Origin of the sequence: Streptomyces sp. NPDC048416 (assembly GCF_043200435.1) — a bacterium.
GTDB lineage: Bacteria > Actinomycetota > Actinomycetes > Streptomycetales > Streptomycetaceae > Streptomyces.
In genome coordinates this window covers 196,367-210,790 of sequence record NZ_JBICXU010000004.1, presented here as the reverse complement: position 1 = coordinate 210,790, position 14,424 = coordinate 196,367, and the positions used below count along the sequence as shown (strand labels likewise).

The following is a 14,424-nucleotide window of genomic DNA, read 5'->3' as shown; positions in this document are numbered from 1 at the left end:
GTACGGGCCCCGGGGCAGGAGCCGTGCGGGGCGGCCCGGCGTGGTGGAGTGCCCCGCGCTCCGGCCGCTCCGCTCCACCCCGTATGTCCGTTTCCGCGCGGCCTCGGGTAGCGTCGGCACCATGAGGCTCAGGGTTTTCTCCGCACTTCCCGCCGTAGCGCTCGCCGCACTGGTCACGGCGGCCCCCGCCGTGGCCGCGACCGGGGCCGCCTCGGGTGCGTCCGACGTGGCCGACCAGCTCAAGAAGAGCCCGGTCTACGTGGATCCCGGAGCCGCGGGCCAGCTCAGTCCGGCCCAGGCCGACGCCCTGGCCAAGAAGATCAAGGACGCGGACAAGCCGCTGTTCGTGGCCGTGCTGCCCAACAGCGCCGCGTTCCCCAAGGACTCGATCCTGGGGTACCTGCGCACGGACACCGGCGTCACCGGCCTGTACGCGATCCGGCTCGGCGACGCCTTCACCTCGGGCGCCGACCGCAAGGTCATGTCCCCGCAGGCCGTCAAGAACCTGAACAGCGCGGTCCGCGCACCCGGCACCGGCGGCGACGCGGCGACCCAGCTCAACACGTTCGTCGACAAGGCGCTCCCGCAGATGAAGGGCCACGCGCCCGCCTCCTGGGGCGGCGGCTCGAACTCCGGGGGCGGCGTGAACACCGGCGCGCTCGTCGGCGTGGGCGCGGTGGTCGTGGCGGGCGGCGCGGGCGCGTACGCGCTGGTGCGGCGCAACCGCAAGAAGAAGGCCGAGGAGGAGCGGGCCGCGCTCCAGCGCCTCCAGGTCGTCGTCGACGAGGACATCACCGCGTTCGGCGAGGAACTTGACCGGCTCGACTTCCACCCTGCCGAGGCGGGCGCCGACGACGCGATGCGTGCGGACTACGAGCGCGCCCTCGACTCGTACGAGACCTCCAAGTCGCTGATGGCGAAGGCCGAACGGCCCGCCGATGTCACGGGAGTGACCCAGGCCCTGGAGGACGGCAGGTTCTCGCTCGCCACCCTCGCCGCCCGCCGCGAACACCGGCCGCTGCCCGAGCGCCGCGCCCCCTGCTTCTTCGACCCGCGCCACGGCCCCTCCGTCGAGGACGCCACCTGGACCCCGGCCGGCGGCGCCCCGCGCCAGGTGCCGGTGTGCCTGGCGGACGCGACCCGGCTGCGTGACGGCCAGGACCCGATGGTCCGCGAGGTCGACACCGACCAGGGCCGCCGCCCGTACTACGACGCGGGCCCGGCCTACGGCCCCTGGGCGGGCGGCTACTTCGGCGGCGGCATGCTGCCCGGCCTCCTGATGGGCACGATGCTCGGTTCGATGCTGTCGACACCTGCCTACGCGTCCGACTACGGCGCGGGATCCTACGACGCGGGCTCCGGCTTCGACGGCGGCGACGTGTCGGGCTCCGACTTCAACCCGTCCGACTTCGGCGGCGGCGACTGGGGTGACGGCGGTGGCGGTAGTGACGGCGGAGGGTTCGGCGGCGGCGACTGGTGACGCCGGCGCGGAGGCGTCGGTGCGGGGTTCGGCGGGCCGGGGCTGGTGACCCCCGGCGGGGGGTTCGGCGGCCGGGGCTCGTGACCCCCGGCGCGGGCCGCTGGTGACGTCCCGCGGCCTGACCTCGCGCCCGTGCCCGCGGCCGACCGGTCGGGCTCCTGTTGACCCGCCGCGTTCCTGCGAGTGATAGTTGCGAACCGCACATCCAGGGTTGGGGACACATTGCACGCCGGGCACGAAGACACCATCGCGGCCTGCGCCGATGCGGAGGCGCTGCTGCGGGAGGGCCGCACCAGCGCGGCCCGCAAGGCAGCGCGGGCGGCGCTCTACACAGAAGGCCCCGACCCCCGGCTCTACGCCCTGCTGGGCCGTGCGTACGCGGCCGAGGGCGCCGACGACCAGGCCGACCGCGCCGAAGCGGTGTTCCGTGAAGGGCTCGACGCCTTCCCCGACGACCTCGGTCTGCTCGCCGCGTACACGGATCTGTGCCTGACCGACGACGACCCCGCGCGCAATCGCCGCGCCCACGAACTCGCCGCCCGGCTGCGGCAGTTGGCCCCCGATTCGGCGCAGGCCGTGCCCGCGGCCGACGTACCGGGGCCCGTGAAGCAGCCCTCCGGGGGCCGGGTGCAGCGGCACGACGCGCGTCTCGTGCTGGCCGTCATCGGGCATCCGGCCGGCGCCGCCCAGCAGGCATGGGACCAGGCGCGGTCGCGGCCCGCCGACGACCGTACCGCCGTCCTCGCCGAGACCCTGACCGCGCTCGCCCGCCGCGGCCGGGCCCCGCTGCGCCTGCTGGTGCGGGCGCCGCTTGCGGGCTCCCTGGGATGCTGGGCGTGGTTCGTCGTCCTGCTGCTCGCGGTGGTCGCCCTGGGCCTCCCGGCGTGGGCGGGCCTGGCCGCGCTGCTCGGGCCGATGCTTTTTCCGCTGCTCCACGGGGTGCTGCGCGGCGCCCGCCGACGGGCCGGGGCCCGCCCCCACGTGTCGGCCGAGCCGCCGCCTTCCTCGTACGCCACATTCCCCGCACTGCCGCCCGTCCCGCCGTACACGACCAGGGAGAAGGCGGCGGCCGCGCTGGTCGTTCTCACGGCCCCCGCGGCGCTCGCCGTCTTCGCCGGCTACCTCGCGCGCCGGTAGGCGGAGCCGTCCCGGGTACGGGTGAGGTGCCCGCCGGTCACCAGGTAGCGGCGCAGCGCCGGGAAGTCGTCGTGCACGGTCAGCAGCGCCTCGTTGACCTGGCGCTCGGTGTAGTCCCGCTCCCGCTCGAAAAGCGTCTGCGCGAGGTGGGTGAGCACCTGCTCGCGCCGGGCGGTCCTACGGGGGATCGCCGTCAACCGCCCGTGGGAGAACAGGGCGGTGACTGCGGCGGAGCCGGTGGCGGCGTTGTCGGACATGCGGGGCAGCTTCGCCCATCGTGCGTCCGGGAGCAACGCGTTTTGCGCCGGGCCGGGGCCCGTGGCCGGCGTCAGGCGGACTTGATCGCGGAGATGTCGAAGGTGAGCTTCACCTTGTCGCTGACCATGACACCGCCGGTCTCCAGGGCCGCGTTCCAGGTCAGACCCCAGTCGGAGCGCAGGATCTCGGCGCTGCCCTCGAAGCCGACGCGCTGGTTGCCGTAGGGGTCGGTGGCCGAGCCGTTGAACTCCAGGTCGATGGCGAGCGGCCGCGTGACGTCCTTGATCGTCAGATCGCCGACCAGCCGGTACGTGTCGCCGCCGAGCGCCTTGGCCTCGGACGAGCGGAAGCTCATCAGCGGGAACCGTTCGGCGTCGAAGAAGTCGCCGCTGCGCAGATGGGCGTCACGGTCGGCCATGCCGGTGTCGACGCTGGCGATCGTGACGTCGATGGAGGCGGTGGACGCGCTCGGGTCCGCGCCGTCCAGGATCAGGGTGCCCTCGTGCTCGGTGAACGAGCCACGGACATTGGTGACCATGGCGTGCCGCACGGTGAAGCCGATGCTGCTGTGCGCCGCGTCGACGGTGTACGTGCCGGTGAGCGCGGCCAGCGCGGGGTCCACCGCGGTGGCGGCGGGTGCCGCGGAGTCGAGGGTGGCGGTGCTGCTGCTGTTCTTACGGCCGAAGAGACCCATGGCGTACTCCTTCGATACGCGCTGCGGCCTTGCGCCGTAGCGGTTTAAGTTTCAACGAGATTCACGGTAGAGCCATTCCGTTCGGATTTCAACTACTTCGCAGGCGTGCGGTTCGAAGGCGGTCGCGGGGTCCGGGGTCGCGGTGTCCGGGGTTGCGGTGTCCGGGGTTGCGGCGTGCAGGGTTGCGGTGTGCGGTGTGCGGTGTGCGGTGTGCGGTGTGCGGGGTCGCGTCGTGCGGTGTGCGGGGTCGCGTCGTGCGGGCCGCCGCTCAGATGCCGGGCGGCAGGGGGGCGGGGCCCAGGGTGGTGGTGCCCGGGGCCGCGCGGTGGCCAAGGCCGGTGCGGTAGGCGTCCATGGCCGCCTCGACGCGCCCGGCGCGGCGCAGCAGGTCGCCGAGCAGTCGGCACAGGTCCGCCAGGTCGCCGCTCGCCCCGCTCCTTTCGAGCAGCCCCAGCGCGGTCACGTAGTGCTCCTCCGCCGCATCGGGCTCACCCCGCTCCTCGCGGATCAGGCCGAGCAGCCGGTGCGCACCGCCCGCGTGCACCGCGCCGTGCTGGTCGCCGAGCTCGGTGAGCGGGCCGAGCAGGGCCATCGCCTCGGCGTGCCGGCCGAGCCGCCGCAGCACATCGGCGAGCTCCACCTCGACCTGGGCGGTGAACAGGGCGGCCCGCTTGGCGGCCAGCATGTCCCGCGCAGTGCGCAACTCTGCCTCCGCCAGGCCGAGTTGGCCCTCCTGGGCGTAGACGTACCCGCGCATCCAGTGGCAGTGCGCGAGATCGGTGCGCAGATGCAGCTGGCGGTAGATCGACTGGGCCTTGGCGAGCGAGGCGTCGGCGTCGGCCAGGCGCCCCTCGGCCAGGAAGGTCCGCGCGACCTGCCGGTGCATCCCGGCGACCAGTGCCGGGTCGTTGACCTGCGGGGCCAGCGCGAGCGCCAGCTCGGCCGCGCGCGCGGCCCTGGCCTGGGCGCCCATGTCCAGATACGGCCCGATGACGGCGGCGTACAGCAGCACGAGCGCTTCGGGGTCGGCGAGCCCGCTGGTGCCGAGCTCGTCGATGGCCGACTCCAGGAGGTAGCAGGCGTAGCGCAGTTCGCCCGCGAGGATGTGGGCGACCGCCCGGCCCCGTACGGCCCGGGCCCGGCGCGGCAGCGGCTCGGCGGCCAGGATCTGCTCGCTCGCCTCGAAATGGCGTACCGCGTCGGTCAGTTCACCGGTCTCCAGGGCGCAGTCGCCGAGTCCGAGCAGCGCTTCGGCGCGCTCCTCGTCGAGGCCGTGCAACTCGGCCTCGGTGAGCAGGCGGCGGTAGAGGACGGCCGCCTCGTCGGCCTCCCCGGTCGCCAAGGCCCGCTGGGCGTCGGTGAGCCCGAGCCGCAGTTCGGTGACGAGCCGGGCGGGGCGCCCCGTGGTCAGCTCCTCGTACGTCGTCCCGAGCCGTCCCGCGAGATGACGCAGGGCCGCGTCGGAGGGGCGGACCTTGCCCGACTCCAGGGTGGAGACATACGCCGGCGTATAGGCGGGCTCCGCCAACTGGCGTTGCGTCAGGCCCAGTTGGGTGCGCAGTTGCTGAACTCTGCGGCCGATCACATCTGGTGCGTCCATGGCATCCCCTTGGCCCCAGGCATTGCGCACGCCCCGTGCGCCCCCTAATTTAAGCAGGCCGTTCAACGCATTTACCCGGCTGTTTAACTTCCGTTACAGAGAGGCGACTTCATGCGCCCACCCATGCGCCCGTCCCCGCGCAGGAGCTTCACCGCGCGCTCGGGCATCGCGACGGCCACGCTCGCCGGCGCCACCGTACTGGCCGCGCTCGCGGCCGGGCCCGGCACCGCGGCCGCCGCCGGCTCACCACCGCCCCAGCCGAAGGTGCAGGTGGAGATACCCGGGCCGGAGGCCGCGTCGGGCCAGACCCTGGCGGGCTCCGGGCACACCCTGGTGCCGAAGAACGGCCTTGGCAGGCCCGCGTCTCGCCTCTCGGCGCCCGCGAAGACGGCCGCCGGGGACGGCCAGGTCACCAAGGTGGTCGACAACGGCTCGACCGCCGACCGCCTGGACATCGTGATCGTCGGCGACGGCTACACGGCCGACCAGCTCGACCAGTTCCACGCCGACGCCAAGGAGAAGTGGGGCGAGATCACCGGCGTCGAGCCGTACACGACGTACCAGAACCTCTTCAACGTGTGGACGGTGGACGCGGTCTCCGCCCAGAGCGGTGTTTCCGGCGACCCGGCGCAGGGCGACGTCAAGAACACCGCGCTCGGCTCGTACTTCTGGTGCGACGGCGTCGAGCGGCTGCTCTGCATCGACCAGGACAAGGTCGACGCGTACGTGGCGAAGGCGCCCCAGGCCGATCTGGTCGTGGTGCTCGCCAACAGCGCGAAGTACGGCGGGGCCGGGTACAACGAGCCGTCCAAGACGCTCGGTTACGAGGGCATATCCACCGCGTCGGCCGGGAACGCCAAGTCCGGCCAGGTCGCCATCCACGAGACCGGCCACTCCCTCGGCAAGCTGGCCGACGAGTACTTCTATCCCGACACCCCGGGGTACGAGCACTACGACGGCCCCGAGGCGGAGCAGTCCGACATCTCGATCCTGTCCGCCGACCAGATGGCCGCCGACCGCACCAAGTGGTACCGCTGGCTGGGTGAGACGTCGCCGGACGGGGGGACGGTGGGCGCGTACGAGGGCGGCGGCTACTACGTCACCGGCCTCAACCGCCCCACGGACGGCTCGATCATGCGCGTCCTGGGCAAGCCGTTCAATCTGCCGGGGGTGGAGGCGATGATCGCGGGCTTCTACCGGCACGCGTCGATCGCGACGCCCGGTGTCTCCACGGCCCGCACGCTGCGGCCGGGCGACACGGCGAAGGTGACGGTCCCGAGGCTTTCCGGGGCGCGGCAGTTGACGGTCCGCTGGTACCTGGACGGGCGCGAGCTGCGGCGGTACGAGGGGCGCACGGCGGTGCCGGTGCGGGGGCTCGGGCTCGGGCGGGGCGACCACAGTCTGACGGTACGGGTGCTCGATCGGACCCCGGCGGTCCGTGACCCCGCGATTGCGAAGACGCTGCAGGACGCGGCGGAATGGCACGCCCACCGCTAGACCGTGGCCCCGCCCCGCCCCGGCCCCCCTTTCGTGCCGGGTGCTTGTCCTCAATCGCCGGACGGGCTGGGGATGTTCGTGCGGGCCCGCGTCACGTATTCAGGGGCGCGGGGGAGGCTGAGGATGCCCGTGCGGGCCCGCGTCAGGTGCTCAGGGGCGCGGGGAACTGCGCGGGAGGCGGGCGCGGTTCGCAGTCGAGGGGCGGGGTTGCCGGGGCTCCGCCCCAGACCCCGTTTCGCGCCTGAACGGCGCTCGTCCTCAATCGCCGGACGGGCTGAGGATGCCCATGCGGGCCCGCGTCAGGTACTCAGGGGGGCGGGGCTGAGGATGCCCATGCGGACCCCCATCAGGTGCTTAGGGCGCGTGGGAGGCTGAGGATGCCCGTGCGGGCCCGCACCAGGTATTCAGGGGCGCGGGGAACTGCGCGGGACGGGCTGGGGATGTTCGATGCGGGTCCGCGTCAGGTGCTTAGGGGCGCGGGGAACTGCGCGGGACGGGCCGGGGATGTCCATGCGGGCCCGCATCCGGTGCTCAGGGGCGCTGAGGATGTTCATGCCGGCCGGTGTCGAGTGGTTTGGGGTCGGTCATGCGCTGGACGCGCGGCGTTTTAGTTCCGGCAGGATCGACAGGTGGTGCAGGGGCCGCGCGGGGTCGGCGATGCGGTGGGCCAGCATGTCCACCGCCGCCACTCCCACGGCCCGCTTCGGCGGGGCCACCGCCGTGAGGGGGATGTCCGCCAGCGCCGCGACCTCGTCGTCGTACGCCACGACCGCGAGGTCGCCCGGCACCGACAGGCCCCGCGCCCGCAACCGGGGCAGCAGCACGATCGCGTCATGGTCGTTGTGGACGAGGACCGCGTCGAGCAGCCCGTCCCCGACGGCCCGGGTGAACTCGTCGAGTTGGGCGTCCCGTCGCAGCGGGTCCGTCTCCGGTGCCGTGATCGCGAAGCGCAGCGAGGCCGGCGCCGGCAGGCCGAGCGAGGCCAGCCCGTCGAGGTAGCCCTCCTGGACCAGCGTGCTGTGCGGACTGTCCGCACGCAGGAGCAGCCCGATCCGGCCGCGCCCCGACGCGGCGAGGTGGCGCACCGCGAGCCGCGCACCGTATGCGTGGTCGGTCACCACCCGCTCCGCGCCCGGCACGTCGTCCCCAAAACGCCGCTCCACCAGGGCGAACGGCACGCCGAGCGCCGCGAGCCAGTCCTGGTCGCCGGGCGACCCGCACGGGGCGATGAGCAGCCCGTCGATGCCGTGCGAGAGCAACTGCCGTACCTGTGCCCGCTCTTCGTCCGGGCGGTACTGCGAGATGCCGAGCACGAGGCGGATGCCGCGGGCGGCGGCGGCCTCCCGCGCCCCCTTGATGACCTCGGGGTAGTAGTAGTCGGCCGCCGGGACGACGAGGCCGAAGACCAGGGGCGCGCCGCTCGCCCCGAGGGAGGGCGTGGCCGGTTCCTGCGCCGCCTCCGGGAGCAGCGCCCCGCCGTGCACCCGGGTCACCAGGCCGCGCTCGGCGAGTGCTTCCACGTCCCTGCGTACGGTCACCGCCGACACCTTCAACTCCTCGGCGAAATCGGTCACGCGCAGCGAGCCCCGCTCCCGCAGCCGCCGCAGTATCGCCTGGTGCCTGTCCTCGGCATGCATGTGGTCGTGCCCCTCCCCGTCGGCTTCGGCCGACCGTCGCCGACCGCCGTCCATCGCTGACCAGGAGCGTAACCCTCGCTGGATCGTTCGTGCACGATTCTGCGCGAACGATCAATTTCCCTGATGAATGTGCGAAGTATTGCGCGTTCTTTCGATGTCATGAGAGAAACCGCTCCATCGCGCCTCGCTCGTCCAGGGCCCCGCGCCGACCCCGTGCCCCTCCTTGTTCGCTCTCGCTCCGGAGGTCCCGCCACCATGCCATCCCCACTGGGCAGTTCACGCCGCACCTTCCTCGCCGCGTCCGGCACCGGCGCCGCCGCCGTCGCGCTGGGCCTCACGGCGCCCGCCGGGACGGCCGCCGCCACCCCGCTCGCCCCGGACGCGGCCCGCGCCCAACTCGCCCCGGACGCCGCCGAGTTCGACACCCTGCGCCTGCGGTGGCGCGACCTGACGCTCGGCACCGGCTTCGACGCGACCGCCGAGCCCTACGCCAGCAAGCTCGCCGCGCTCGGCGGCCAGGCCCGCACCGCCCTCGCCACCATGGCCCCGGCGGCCGGTTCCCTCTGGCCCGATCAGCCGCTCACCAACCCCGCCACGGGATCGGCCAACATGAGCGCGAGCTACACCCGGCTCAACACCATGGCGCAGGCCTGGGCGCAGCCGGGCACCGGATCCACCGGCGACACGGCACTGATCACCGCCGTCGGCACGGGCCTCGACCACCTCTACACCGAGATCTACAACGAGCGCACCAAGACCTTCGGCAACTGGTGGGACTGGCAGATCGGCAGCTCCCGGCTCCTCCTCGACACCGCCGTCATCGCGTACGACACCCTCGACGCCACGCGGATCGGCCACTACACCGCCGCCATCGACCACTTCGTGCCGGACAGCACCGTCGCCATCTACTCCGGCACCTCCACCGGCGCCAACCGCACCGACCTGTGCCGGGTGCTCGCCACACGCGGGGTGCTCGGCAAGAGCGCCGCGAAGATCGCCCTCGCCCGCGACGCCCTGTCGCCCGTCTTCCCGTACGTCACCAGTGGCGACGGACTCTATGCCGACGGATCGTTCGTCCAGCACACCTGGATCGCCTACACCGGTTCCTACGGCGAGGTCCAGATCGACGGTCTGTCCCGGCTCTTCGCGCTGCTCGCCGGGTCGAGCTGGGCCGTCACCGACCCGAACCGGCAGATCATCCTGGACTCCGTCGAACGCAGCTATGTGCCGTTCATCCACGACGGCCTGATGATGGACTGTGTCAACGGCCGCGCGATCTCCCGCCAGACCACCGACGACCAGCTCATGGGCCGCACGATCATGGCCCACATCGCGATGCTGGCCCTCGGCGCCTCACCCGCCGAGCGCGACCGGTGGCGCGCCCTCATCAAGGGCTGGACCGACCGGGACCGGACCACCCCCGTCCTCACCGATCAGCGGCTCTCCGTCGCCAACCTCGCCCTGCTGCGCGCCGCCGTGGACGCAGCCCCCGCCGCGGCCCCCGCCCCCGCCGGGCCGCGCCTGTTCCCCGCCATGGACCGCGCCGTACACCGCGGCACCCGCTTCGCCGCCTCCCTGAGCATGTCCTCGAACCGGATCGCGTACTACGAGAACGGCAACGGCGAGAACCTGCGCGGCTGGCACACCGGCTCCGGCATGCTCGCCTGGTGGGGGGACGGCTTCGCGGGCGACCAGTACAGCGACGGCTTCTGGCCCACCGCCGACCCCTACCGCATGCCCGGCACCACCGTCTCGCGCAAGCCGCTCGCCGACGGCGAAGGCGGCGCGTGGGGCGCGGCAAGGCCCGCGGCCACCTGGGTCGGCGGAGCCGACGACGGGACGTCCGCGGCCGTCGGCCAGCACCTCAGAGGGCTCTCCTCCACGCTCACCGCCCGCAAGTCGTGGTTCTTCGTGGGCGACGAGATCGTCTGCCTGGGCGCCGCGATCGCGGCGAGCGACGGCGTGCCCGTCGAGACCGTCGTCGACCAGCGCAACCTCGGCGCGTACGGCGCCAACGTCCTCACCGTCGACGGCCGCCGCCTGCCCGCCGCACTCGGCCGGCACGACACCTTCCCCCGGGCCCACTGGGCGCACATCGAGGGCCACGGCGGATACGTCTTTCCCGGCGGCGCCTCGCTCCAGAGCCTGCGTGAGCAGCGCACCGGCACCTGGAGGGCCATCAACACCGGCGGCTCCACCGACCCGGTCACCCGCCGCTACCTCACCCTGTGGTTCGACCACGGCAGCGATCCCGACGACGCCTCGTACGCCTACGTCCTGCTGCCCGGCGCCCGCCGGCTGGAGACGGCGGGCCGGGCCGCCGACCGGGACAAGGTCCGCCTCCTCGCCAACTCGGCCTCCGTACAGGCCATTTCGGCCACCCGGCTCGGGCTGCTCGCCGCCAACTTCTGGACGCGGGGCACGGCGGGCGGGCTGAGCGCCGACGGCCCGGCGAGCGTCCTGGTGCACTGCAAAGGCCGCACGGCGACCGTCTCGCTCGCCGCGCCCGACCGCACCGGAGCGCCCGTCGAGCTGATCTGGGACCGGCCGGTACGCTCGGTCGCGTCGCACGACCCCAGGGTCACGGTGCTCGCCACCGGACGCTCGCTGCATCTGCGCGTCACCCCGGACACCCACTGCGGCACGGTCCGCACGGAGGTCGTCCTCGGCTGACACGGGACCGCGGCACGCCCCGCCGGACAGGGCGGCCGCCCGGAGGGGCGTTGTCGGGACCCTACAGAACTCGGGGTCCCTGGGCTGTCGAGTCGGCCGCTCGGTGCTGGTCTACTGTCAGCCCCCGCTAGGAAAGCGGTCCCGAGACTGTTCGGAGTCGACGGAGGAAATCCTTGGTCCCTTTCGTAGGGTCGGTACATGACCGTTGTGGACGAGACCCAGGGCGAGCCGAGCGATACGCGTGGACGCGTGGCAGAACTTCTTGCCTTGCGCGAGGAGGCGCGTCGCGGGCCGAGTGAGCGTGCGACCGAGGCCCAGCACGCGAAGGGCAAGCTGACCGCCCGCGAGCGCATCGACCTGCTGCTCGACCCCGACTCGTTCCATGAGGTGGAGCAGTTGCGGCGCCACCGTGCGGTGGGCTTCGGTCTGGAGGCGAAGCGGCCGTACACCGACGGTGTGATCACCGGGTGGGGCACGGTGGAGGGCCGCACGGTCTTCGTCTACGCCCATGACTTCCGGATCTTCGGCGGCGCCCTGGGCGAGGCCCACGCCACGAAGATCCACAAGATCATGGACATGGCGATCGCGGCGGGTGCGCCGTTGGTGTCGTTGAACGACGGCGCGGGCGCCCGTATCCAGGAGGGTGTTTCGGCGCTGGCCGGGTACGGCGGGATCTTCCAGCGCAACACGCGGGCGTCGGGTGTGATCCCGCAGATCAGCGTGATGCTGGGTCCGTGTGCGGGTGGTGCGGCCTACAGCCCGGCCCTGACCGACTTCGTCTTCATGGTCCGCGAGACCTCGCAGATGTTCATCACCGGTCCGGACGTGGTGCGGGCGGTGACGGGCGAGGAGATCACCCAGAACGGGCTCGGCGGCGCCGATGTGCACGCCGAGACGTCGGGTGTGGCGCACTTCGCCTACGACGACGAGGAGACGTGCCTGGCGGAGGTCAGGTACCTGATCTCCATGCTGCCGTCGAACAACCGCGAGAACCCGCCGGTCCACACCGGCGACGACCCCGCCGACCGACGCTGCGAGGTGCTCCTGGACCTGGTGCCGGCCGACGGGAACCGCCCGTACGACATGCACAAGGTGATCGAGGAGCTTGTCGACGACGGCGACTTCCTGGAGATCCACGAGCGGTGGGCGCGGAACATCATCTGCGCGCTGGCCCGGCTCGACGGCCAGGTCGTCGGCATCGTGGCGAACCAGCCGCAGTCCCTGGCGGGCGTGCTGGACATCGAGGCCTCCGAGAAGGCCGCCCGCTTTGTCCAGATGTGCGATGCGTTCAACATCCCCATCGTCACCCTCTTGGACGTCCCCGGCTTCCTGCCGGGCGTCTCGCAGGAGCACGGTGGAATCATCCGCCACGGCGCGAAGCTGCTGTACGCGTACTGCAACGCGACGGTGCCGCGGATCTCGCTGATCCTGCGCAAGGCCTACGGCGGTGCGTACATCGTCATGGACTCGCAGTCCATCGGCGCGGATCTGACGTACGCGTGGCCGACCAACGAGATCGCCGTGATGGGCGCGGAGGGCGCGGCCAACGTCATCTTCCGCCGTCAGATCGCGGATGCCGAGGACCCGGAGGCGATGCGGGCGCGCATGGTCAAGGAGTACAAGGCCGAGCTGATGCACCCGTACTACGCGGCCGAGCGCGGCCTGGTCGACGACGTGATCGACCCGGCCGAGACGCGGGCGGTACTCATCGCCTCCCTCGCGATGCTCAAGTCCAAGCACGCCGACCTGCCCTCCCGCAAGCACGGCAACCCGCCCCAGTAGGACCCGCCAAGACCTCAGCAGACCTCAGCAGACCTCAGCAAGTGGAACCTCAGTAAGAGGAGACGCACGTGAAGACTCCGAACTCCGACTCGACCGAGTCCCTGCTCCGCGTGGAGAAGGGCGACGCTGCCCCCGAGGAACTTGCCGCGATCACCGCGATCCTCCTCGCGCGCGCTGCCGGCCGGCCCGCCGCCGCCCCCAAGCGCGGCCGGTCCACCGCGGGCTGGCGGCGCCTGGAGCGCACGCCCGGCTTCCGTTCCCCGCACTCCTGGCAGGGCTGACCCCCACCGCCCAGGACCTCGCCGAAGTGAGCCCCCGCCGTCCGAGGCGGGGGCTCTTCGTCGTGCCCGGGGGCCCGCGGGGACGCCCCGGCAGAGCCGTGCCGCGCACGGAGAAGGCCCCGCTTCCGAGGTGGAAGCGGGGCCTTTCGCCATGAGCGGAGGCGTCTCTTACCGAAGCCGGGCCATGAGGGCGTGTTCGACGAGGGTGATGAGGGCGCTCTTGGCGTCGGCGCGGTGGCGGGCGTCGGTGACGATGATGGGGGTGTCGGGGCCGATCTGGAGCGCTTCGCGTACTTCGTCGGGGGTGTAGGGCTGGTGTCCGTCGAAGCCGTTGAGGGCGATGACGAAGGGGAGTCCTGAGTTTTCGAAGTAGTCGACGGCGGGGAAGCAGTCGGCGAGGCGGCGGGTGTCGACGAGGACGACGGCGCCGATGGCGCCGCGTACGAGGTCGTCCCACATGAACCAGAAGCGGTCCTGGCCCGGTGTGCCGAAGAGGTACAGGATCAGGTCCTGGTCCAGGGTGATGCGGCCGAAGTCCATGGCGACCGTGGTGGTCGTCTTGTCACCGGTGTGGGTGAGGTCGTCGATGCCGGCGCTCGCGGACGTCATGACGGCCTCGGTGCGCAGGGGGTTGATCTCCGAGACCGCGCCGACGAACGTGGTCTTGCCCACGCCGAAGCCGCCCGCCACCACGATCTTCGCCGACGTGGTGGAACGGGCGGCACCGCCGCTAGAGCTTGCGAAGTCCACTGAGCACCCTTTCGAGCAGTGTCACGTCTGGCTGTCCGCCGGCGGACTCGTCGCCGCCGGGCTGGTGGATGGCGACAAGTCCGGCCTCCGCCAGGTCGGCTACGAGGATCCGGGCAACGCCGAGGGGGATGGTGAGGAGTGCCGAGATCTCGGCGACCGACTTGATCTCGCGGCACAGATGGCAGATCCGCTGGTGCTCGGGCAACTGCCCTTGCAGCCTGGCCGGTTCGGCCGTGGTGTGCACCAGCGCCTCGATGGCGAGCTGGTAGCGCGGCCGGGTGCGGCCGCCGGTCATGGCGTACGGGCGCACAAGGGGATTGTGCGCGCCGCCCGCCGGAGAAGGCTGGGGGGTCTGCCTCGGCTGCACCGTTTCGATCCGGGGCTGCGGCGGCTGGTCGTACGGGCTGGGCTGACGGTTCGGCTGCCGGTAGGGCTGCTGGTACTGGCCCTGGCCCTGTCCCTGACCGTGTCTGCCGGGCGTGGAGGGGTAGTTGAAGCGGTTCTGGCCGTGCTCACCCGGAGACTGCTGTCCACCGCTGTAGGGGTGCCCGCCTGGGGGTGTTGTCACGTTTCCTCCTCCGACTACCGGTGCCCGTCCCATTGGGGCCGCGCCACCGCACCTTATGGGGCGGTGG

Annotated in this window: 12 protein-coding genes; 6 read left to right on the top strand and 6 right to left on the bottom strand. The window is 72.4% G+C overall.

Annotated elements, in window-relative coordinates; all coding sequences use genetic code 11:
* Window positions 1–121: 121 nt before the first annotated feature.
* Both ACGFW5_RS07585 and ACGFW5_RS07580 read left to right on the top strand, forming a co-directional pair.
* Window positions 122–1,480 (top strand): hypothetical protein, encoded by a 1,359-nt coding sequence (locus ACGFW5_RS07585; RefSeq protein ID WP_393833241.1) that lies wholly within the window; start codon window positions 122–124, stop codon window positions 1,478–1,480.
* A 222-nt stretch (window positions 1,481–1,702) separates the two neighbouring features.
* Entirely contained in the window at window positions 1,703–2,617 is a 915-nt protein-coding gene (locus tag ACGFW5_RS07580) for a hypothetical protein (protein ID WP_393833240.1), read from the top strand.
* On the opposite strand, the gene ACGFW5_RS07575 is transcribed toward ACGFW5_RS07580, so the two are convergent.
* The 3 genes from ACGFW5_RS07575 to ACGFW5_RS07565 all read right to left on the bottom strand — a co-directional run bounded on the left by ACGFW5_RS07575 (window position 2,599) and on the right by ACGFW5_RS07565 (window position 5,169).
* The gene (locus tag ACGFW5_RS07575) at window positions 2,599–2,874 is read right to left on the bottom strand and encodes a DUF2087 domain-containing protein (protein ID WP_393833239.1); all 276 of its coding nucleotides are present in this window, start codon (window positions 2,872–2,874) and stop codon (window positions 2,599–2,601) included. The two genes, ACGFW5_RS07580 and ACGFW5_RS07575, sit on opposite strands and share 19 nt — an antisense overlap.
* 71 nt (window positions 2,875–2,945) lie before the next feature.
* Window positions 2,946–3,569: a YceI family protein gene (locus tag ACGFW5_RS07570; RefSeq protein ID WP_393833238.1), complete on the bottom strand. Its 624-nt coding sequence runs from the start codon at window positions 3,567–3,569 to the stop codon at window positions 2,946–2,948.
* 268 nt (window positions 3,570–3,837) lie between these two features.
* Window positions 3,838–5,169, bottom strand: coding sequence for a helix-turn-helix domain-containing protein (locus ACGFW5_RS07565; protein WP_393833237.1), 1,332 nt, complete (start codon window positions 5,167–5,169; stop codon window positions 3,838–3,840).
* Between the two features lie 123 nt (window positions 5,170–5,292).
* On the opposite strand from ACGFW5_RS07565, the gene ACGFW5_RS07560 reads away from it, so the two are divergent.
* On the top strand, window positions 5,293–6,666 hold the full coding sequence (locus ACGFW5_RS07560) for a M64 family metallopeptidase (RefSeq protein WP_393833398.1): 1,374 nt from the start codon (window positions 5,293–5,295) through the stop codon (window positions 6,664–6,666).
* Between the two features lie 584 nt (window positions 6,667–7,250).
* Here the strand turns inward: ACGFW5_RS07560 and ACGFW5_RS07555 are convergent.
* Window positions 7,251–8,303: a LacI family DNA-binding transcriptional regulator gene (locus tag ACGFW5_RS07555; RefSeq protein WP_393833236.1), complete on the bottom strand. Its 1,053-nt coding sequence runs from the start codon at window positions 8,301–8,303 to the stop codon at window positions 7,251–7,253.
* Window positions 8,304–8,558: 255 nt separating this feature from the next.
* Here ACGFW5_RS07555 and ACGFW5_RS07550 point away from each other — a divergent pair, with 255 nt between their 5' ends.
* From ACGFW5_RS07550 to ACGFW5_RS07540, 3 genes are all read left to right on the top strand, one after another.
* A complete protein-coding gene (locus tag ACGFW5_RS07550; RefSeq protein WP_393833235.1) occupies window positions 8,559–10,976 on the top strand; it encodes a polysaccharide lyase 8 family protein in 2,418 nt (805 codons plus the stop codon).
* Window positions 10,977–11,174: 198 nt separating this feature from the next.
* The gene (locus ACGFW5_RS07545) at window positions 11,175–12,758 is read left to right on the top strand and encodes an acyl-CoA carboxylase subunit beta (protein WP_393833234.1); all 1,584 of its coding nucleotides are present in this window, start codon (window positions 11,175–11,177) and stop codon (window positions 12,756–12,758) included.
* A gap of 68 nt (window positions 12,759–12,826) precedes the next feature.
* Window positions 12,827–13,039 (top strand): acyl-CoA carboxylase subunit epsilon, encoded by a 213-nt coding sequence (locus ACGFW5_RS07540; protein WP_393833233.1) that lies wholly within the window; start codon window positions 12,827–12,829, stop codon window positions 13,037–13,039.
* A gap of 168 nt (window positions 13,040–13,207) precedes the next feature.
* Here ACGFW5_RS07540 and ACGFW5_RS07535 read toward each other — a convergent pair whose 3' ends face one another.
* Complete coding sequence (locus ACGFW5_RS07535) at window positions 13,208–13,789, bottom strand: ATP/GTP-binding protein (protein ID WP_100577617.1); 582 nt, start codon at window positions 13,787–13,789, stop codon at window positions 13,208–13,210.
* The gene (locus ACGFW5_RS07530) at window positions 13,770–14,357 is read right to left on the bottom strand and encodes a DUF742 domain-containing protein (protein ID WP_393833232.1); all 588 of its coding nucleotides are present in this window, start codon (window positions 14,355–14,357) and stop codon (window positions 13,770–13,772) included. Before ACGFW5_RS07530 ends, ACGFW5_RS07535 begins: the two co-directional genes overlap by 20 nt.
* Between the last annotated feature and the right edge of the window lie 67 nt (window positions 14,358–14,424).

Bases quoted from the DNA above. Each gene is read 5' to 3' on its own strand.
- ACGFW5_RS07570 (WP_393833238.1), bottom strand. From the start codon at position 3,569: ATGGGTCTCTTCGGCCGTAAGAACAGCAGCAGCACCGCCACCCTCGAC.
- ACGFW5_RS07575 (WP_393833239.1), bottom strand. From the start codon at position 2,874: ATGTCCGACAACGCCGCCACCGGCTCCGCCGCAGTCACCGCCCTGTTC.
- ACGFW5_RS07550 (WP_393833235.1), top strand. From the start codon at position 8,559: ATGCCATCCCCACTGGGCAGTTCACGCCGCACCTTCCTCGCCGCGTCC.
- ACGFW5_RS07560 (WP_393833398.1), top strand. From the start codon at position 5,293: ATGCGCCCGTCCCCGCGCAGGAGCTTCACCGCGCGCTCGGGCATCGCG.
- ACGFW5_RS07545 (WP_393833234.1), top strand. From the start codon at position 11,175: ATGACCGTTGTGGACGAGACCCAGGGCGAGCCGAGCGATACGCGTGGA.
- ACGFW5_RS07585 (WP_393833241.1), top strand. From the start codon at position 122: ATGAGGCTCAGGGTTTTCTCCGCACTTCCCGCCGTAGCGCTCGCCGCA.
- ACGFW5_RS07555 (WP_393833236.1), bottom strand. From the start codon at position 8,303: ATGCATGCCGAGGACAGGCACCAGGCGATACTGCGGCGGCTGCGGGAG.
- ACGFW5_RS07565 (WP_393833237.1), bottom strand. From the start codon at position 5,169: ATGGACGCACCAGATGTGATCGGCCGCAGAGTTCAGCAACTGCGCACC.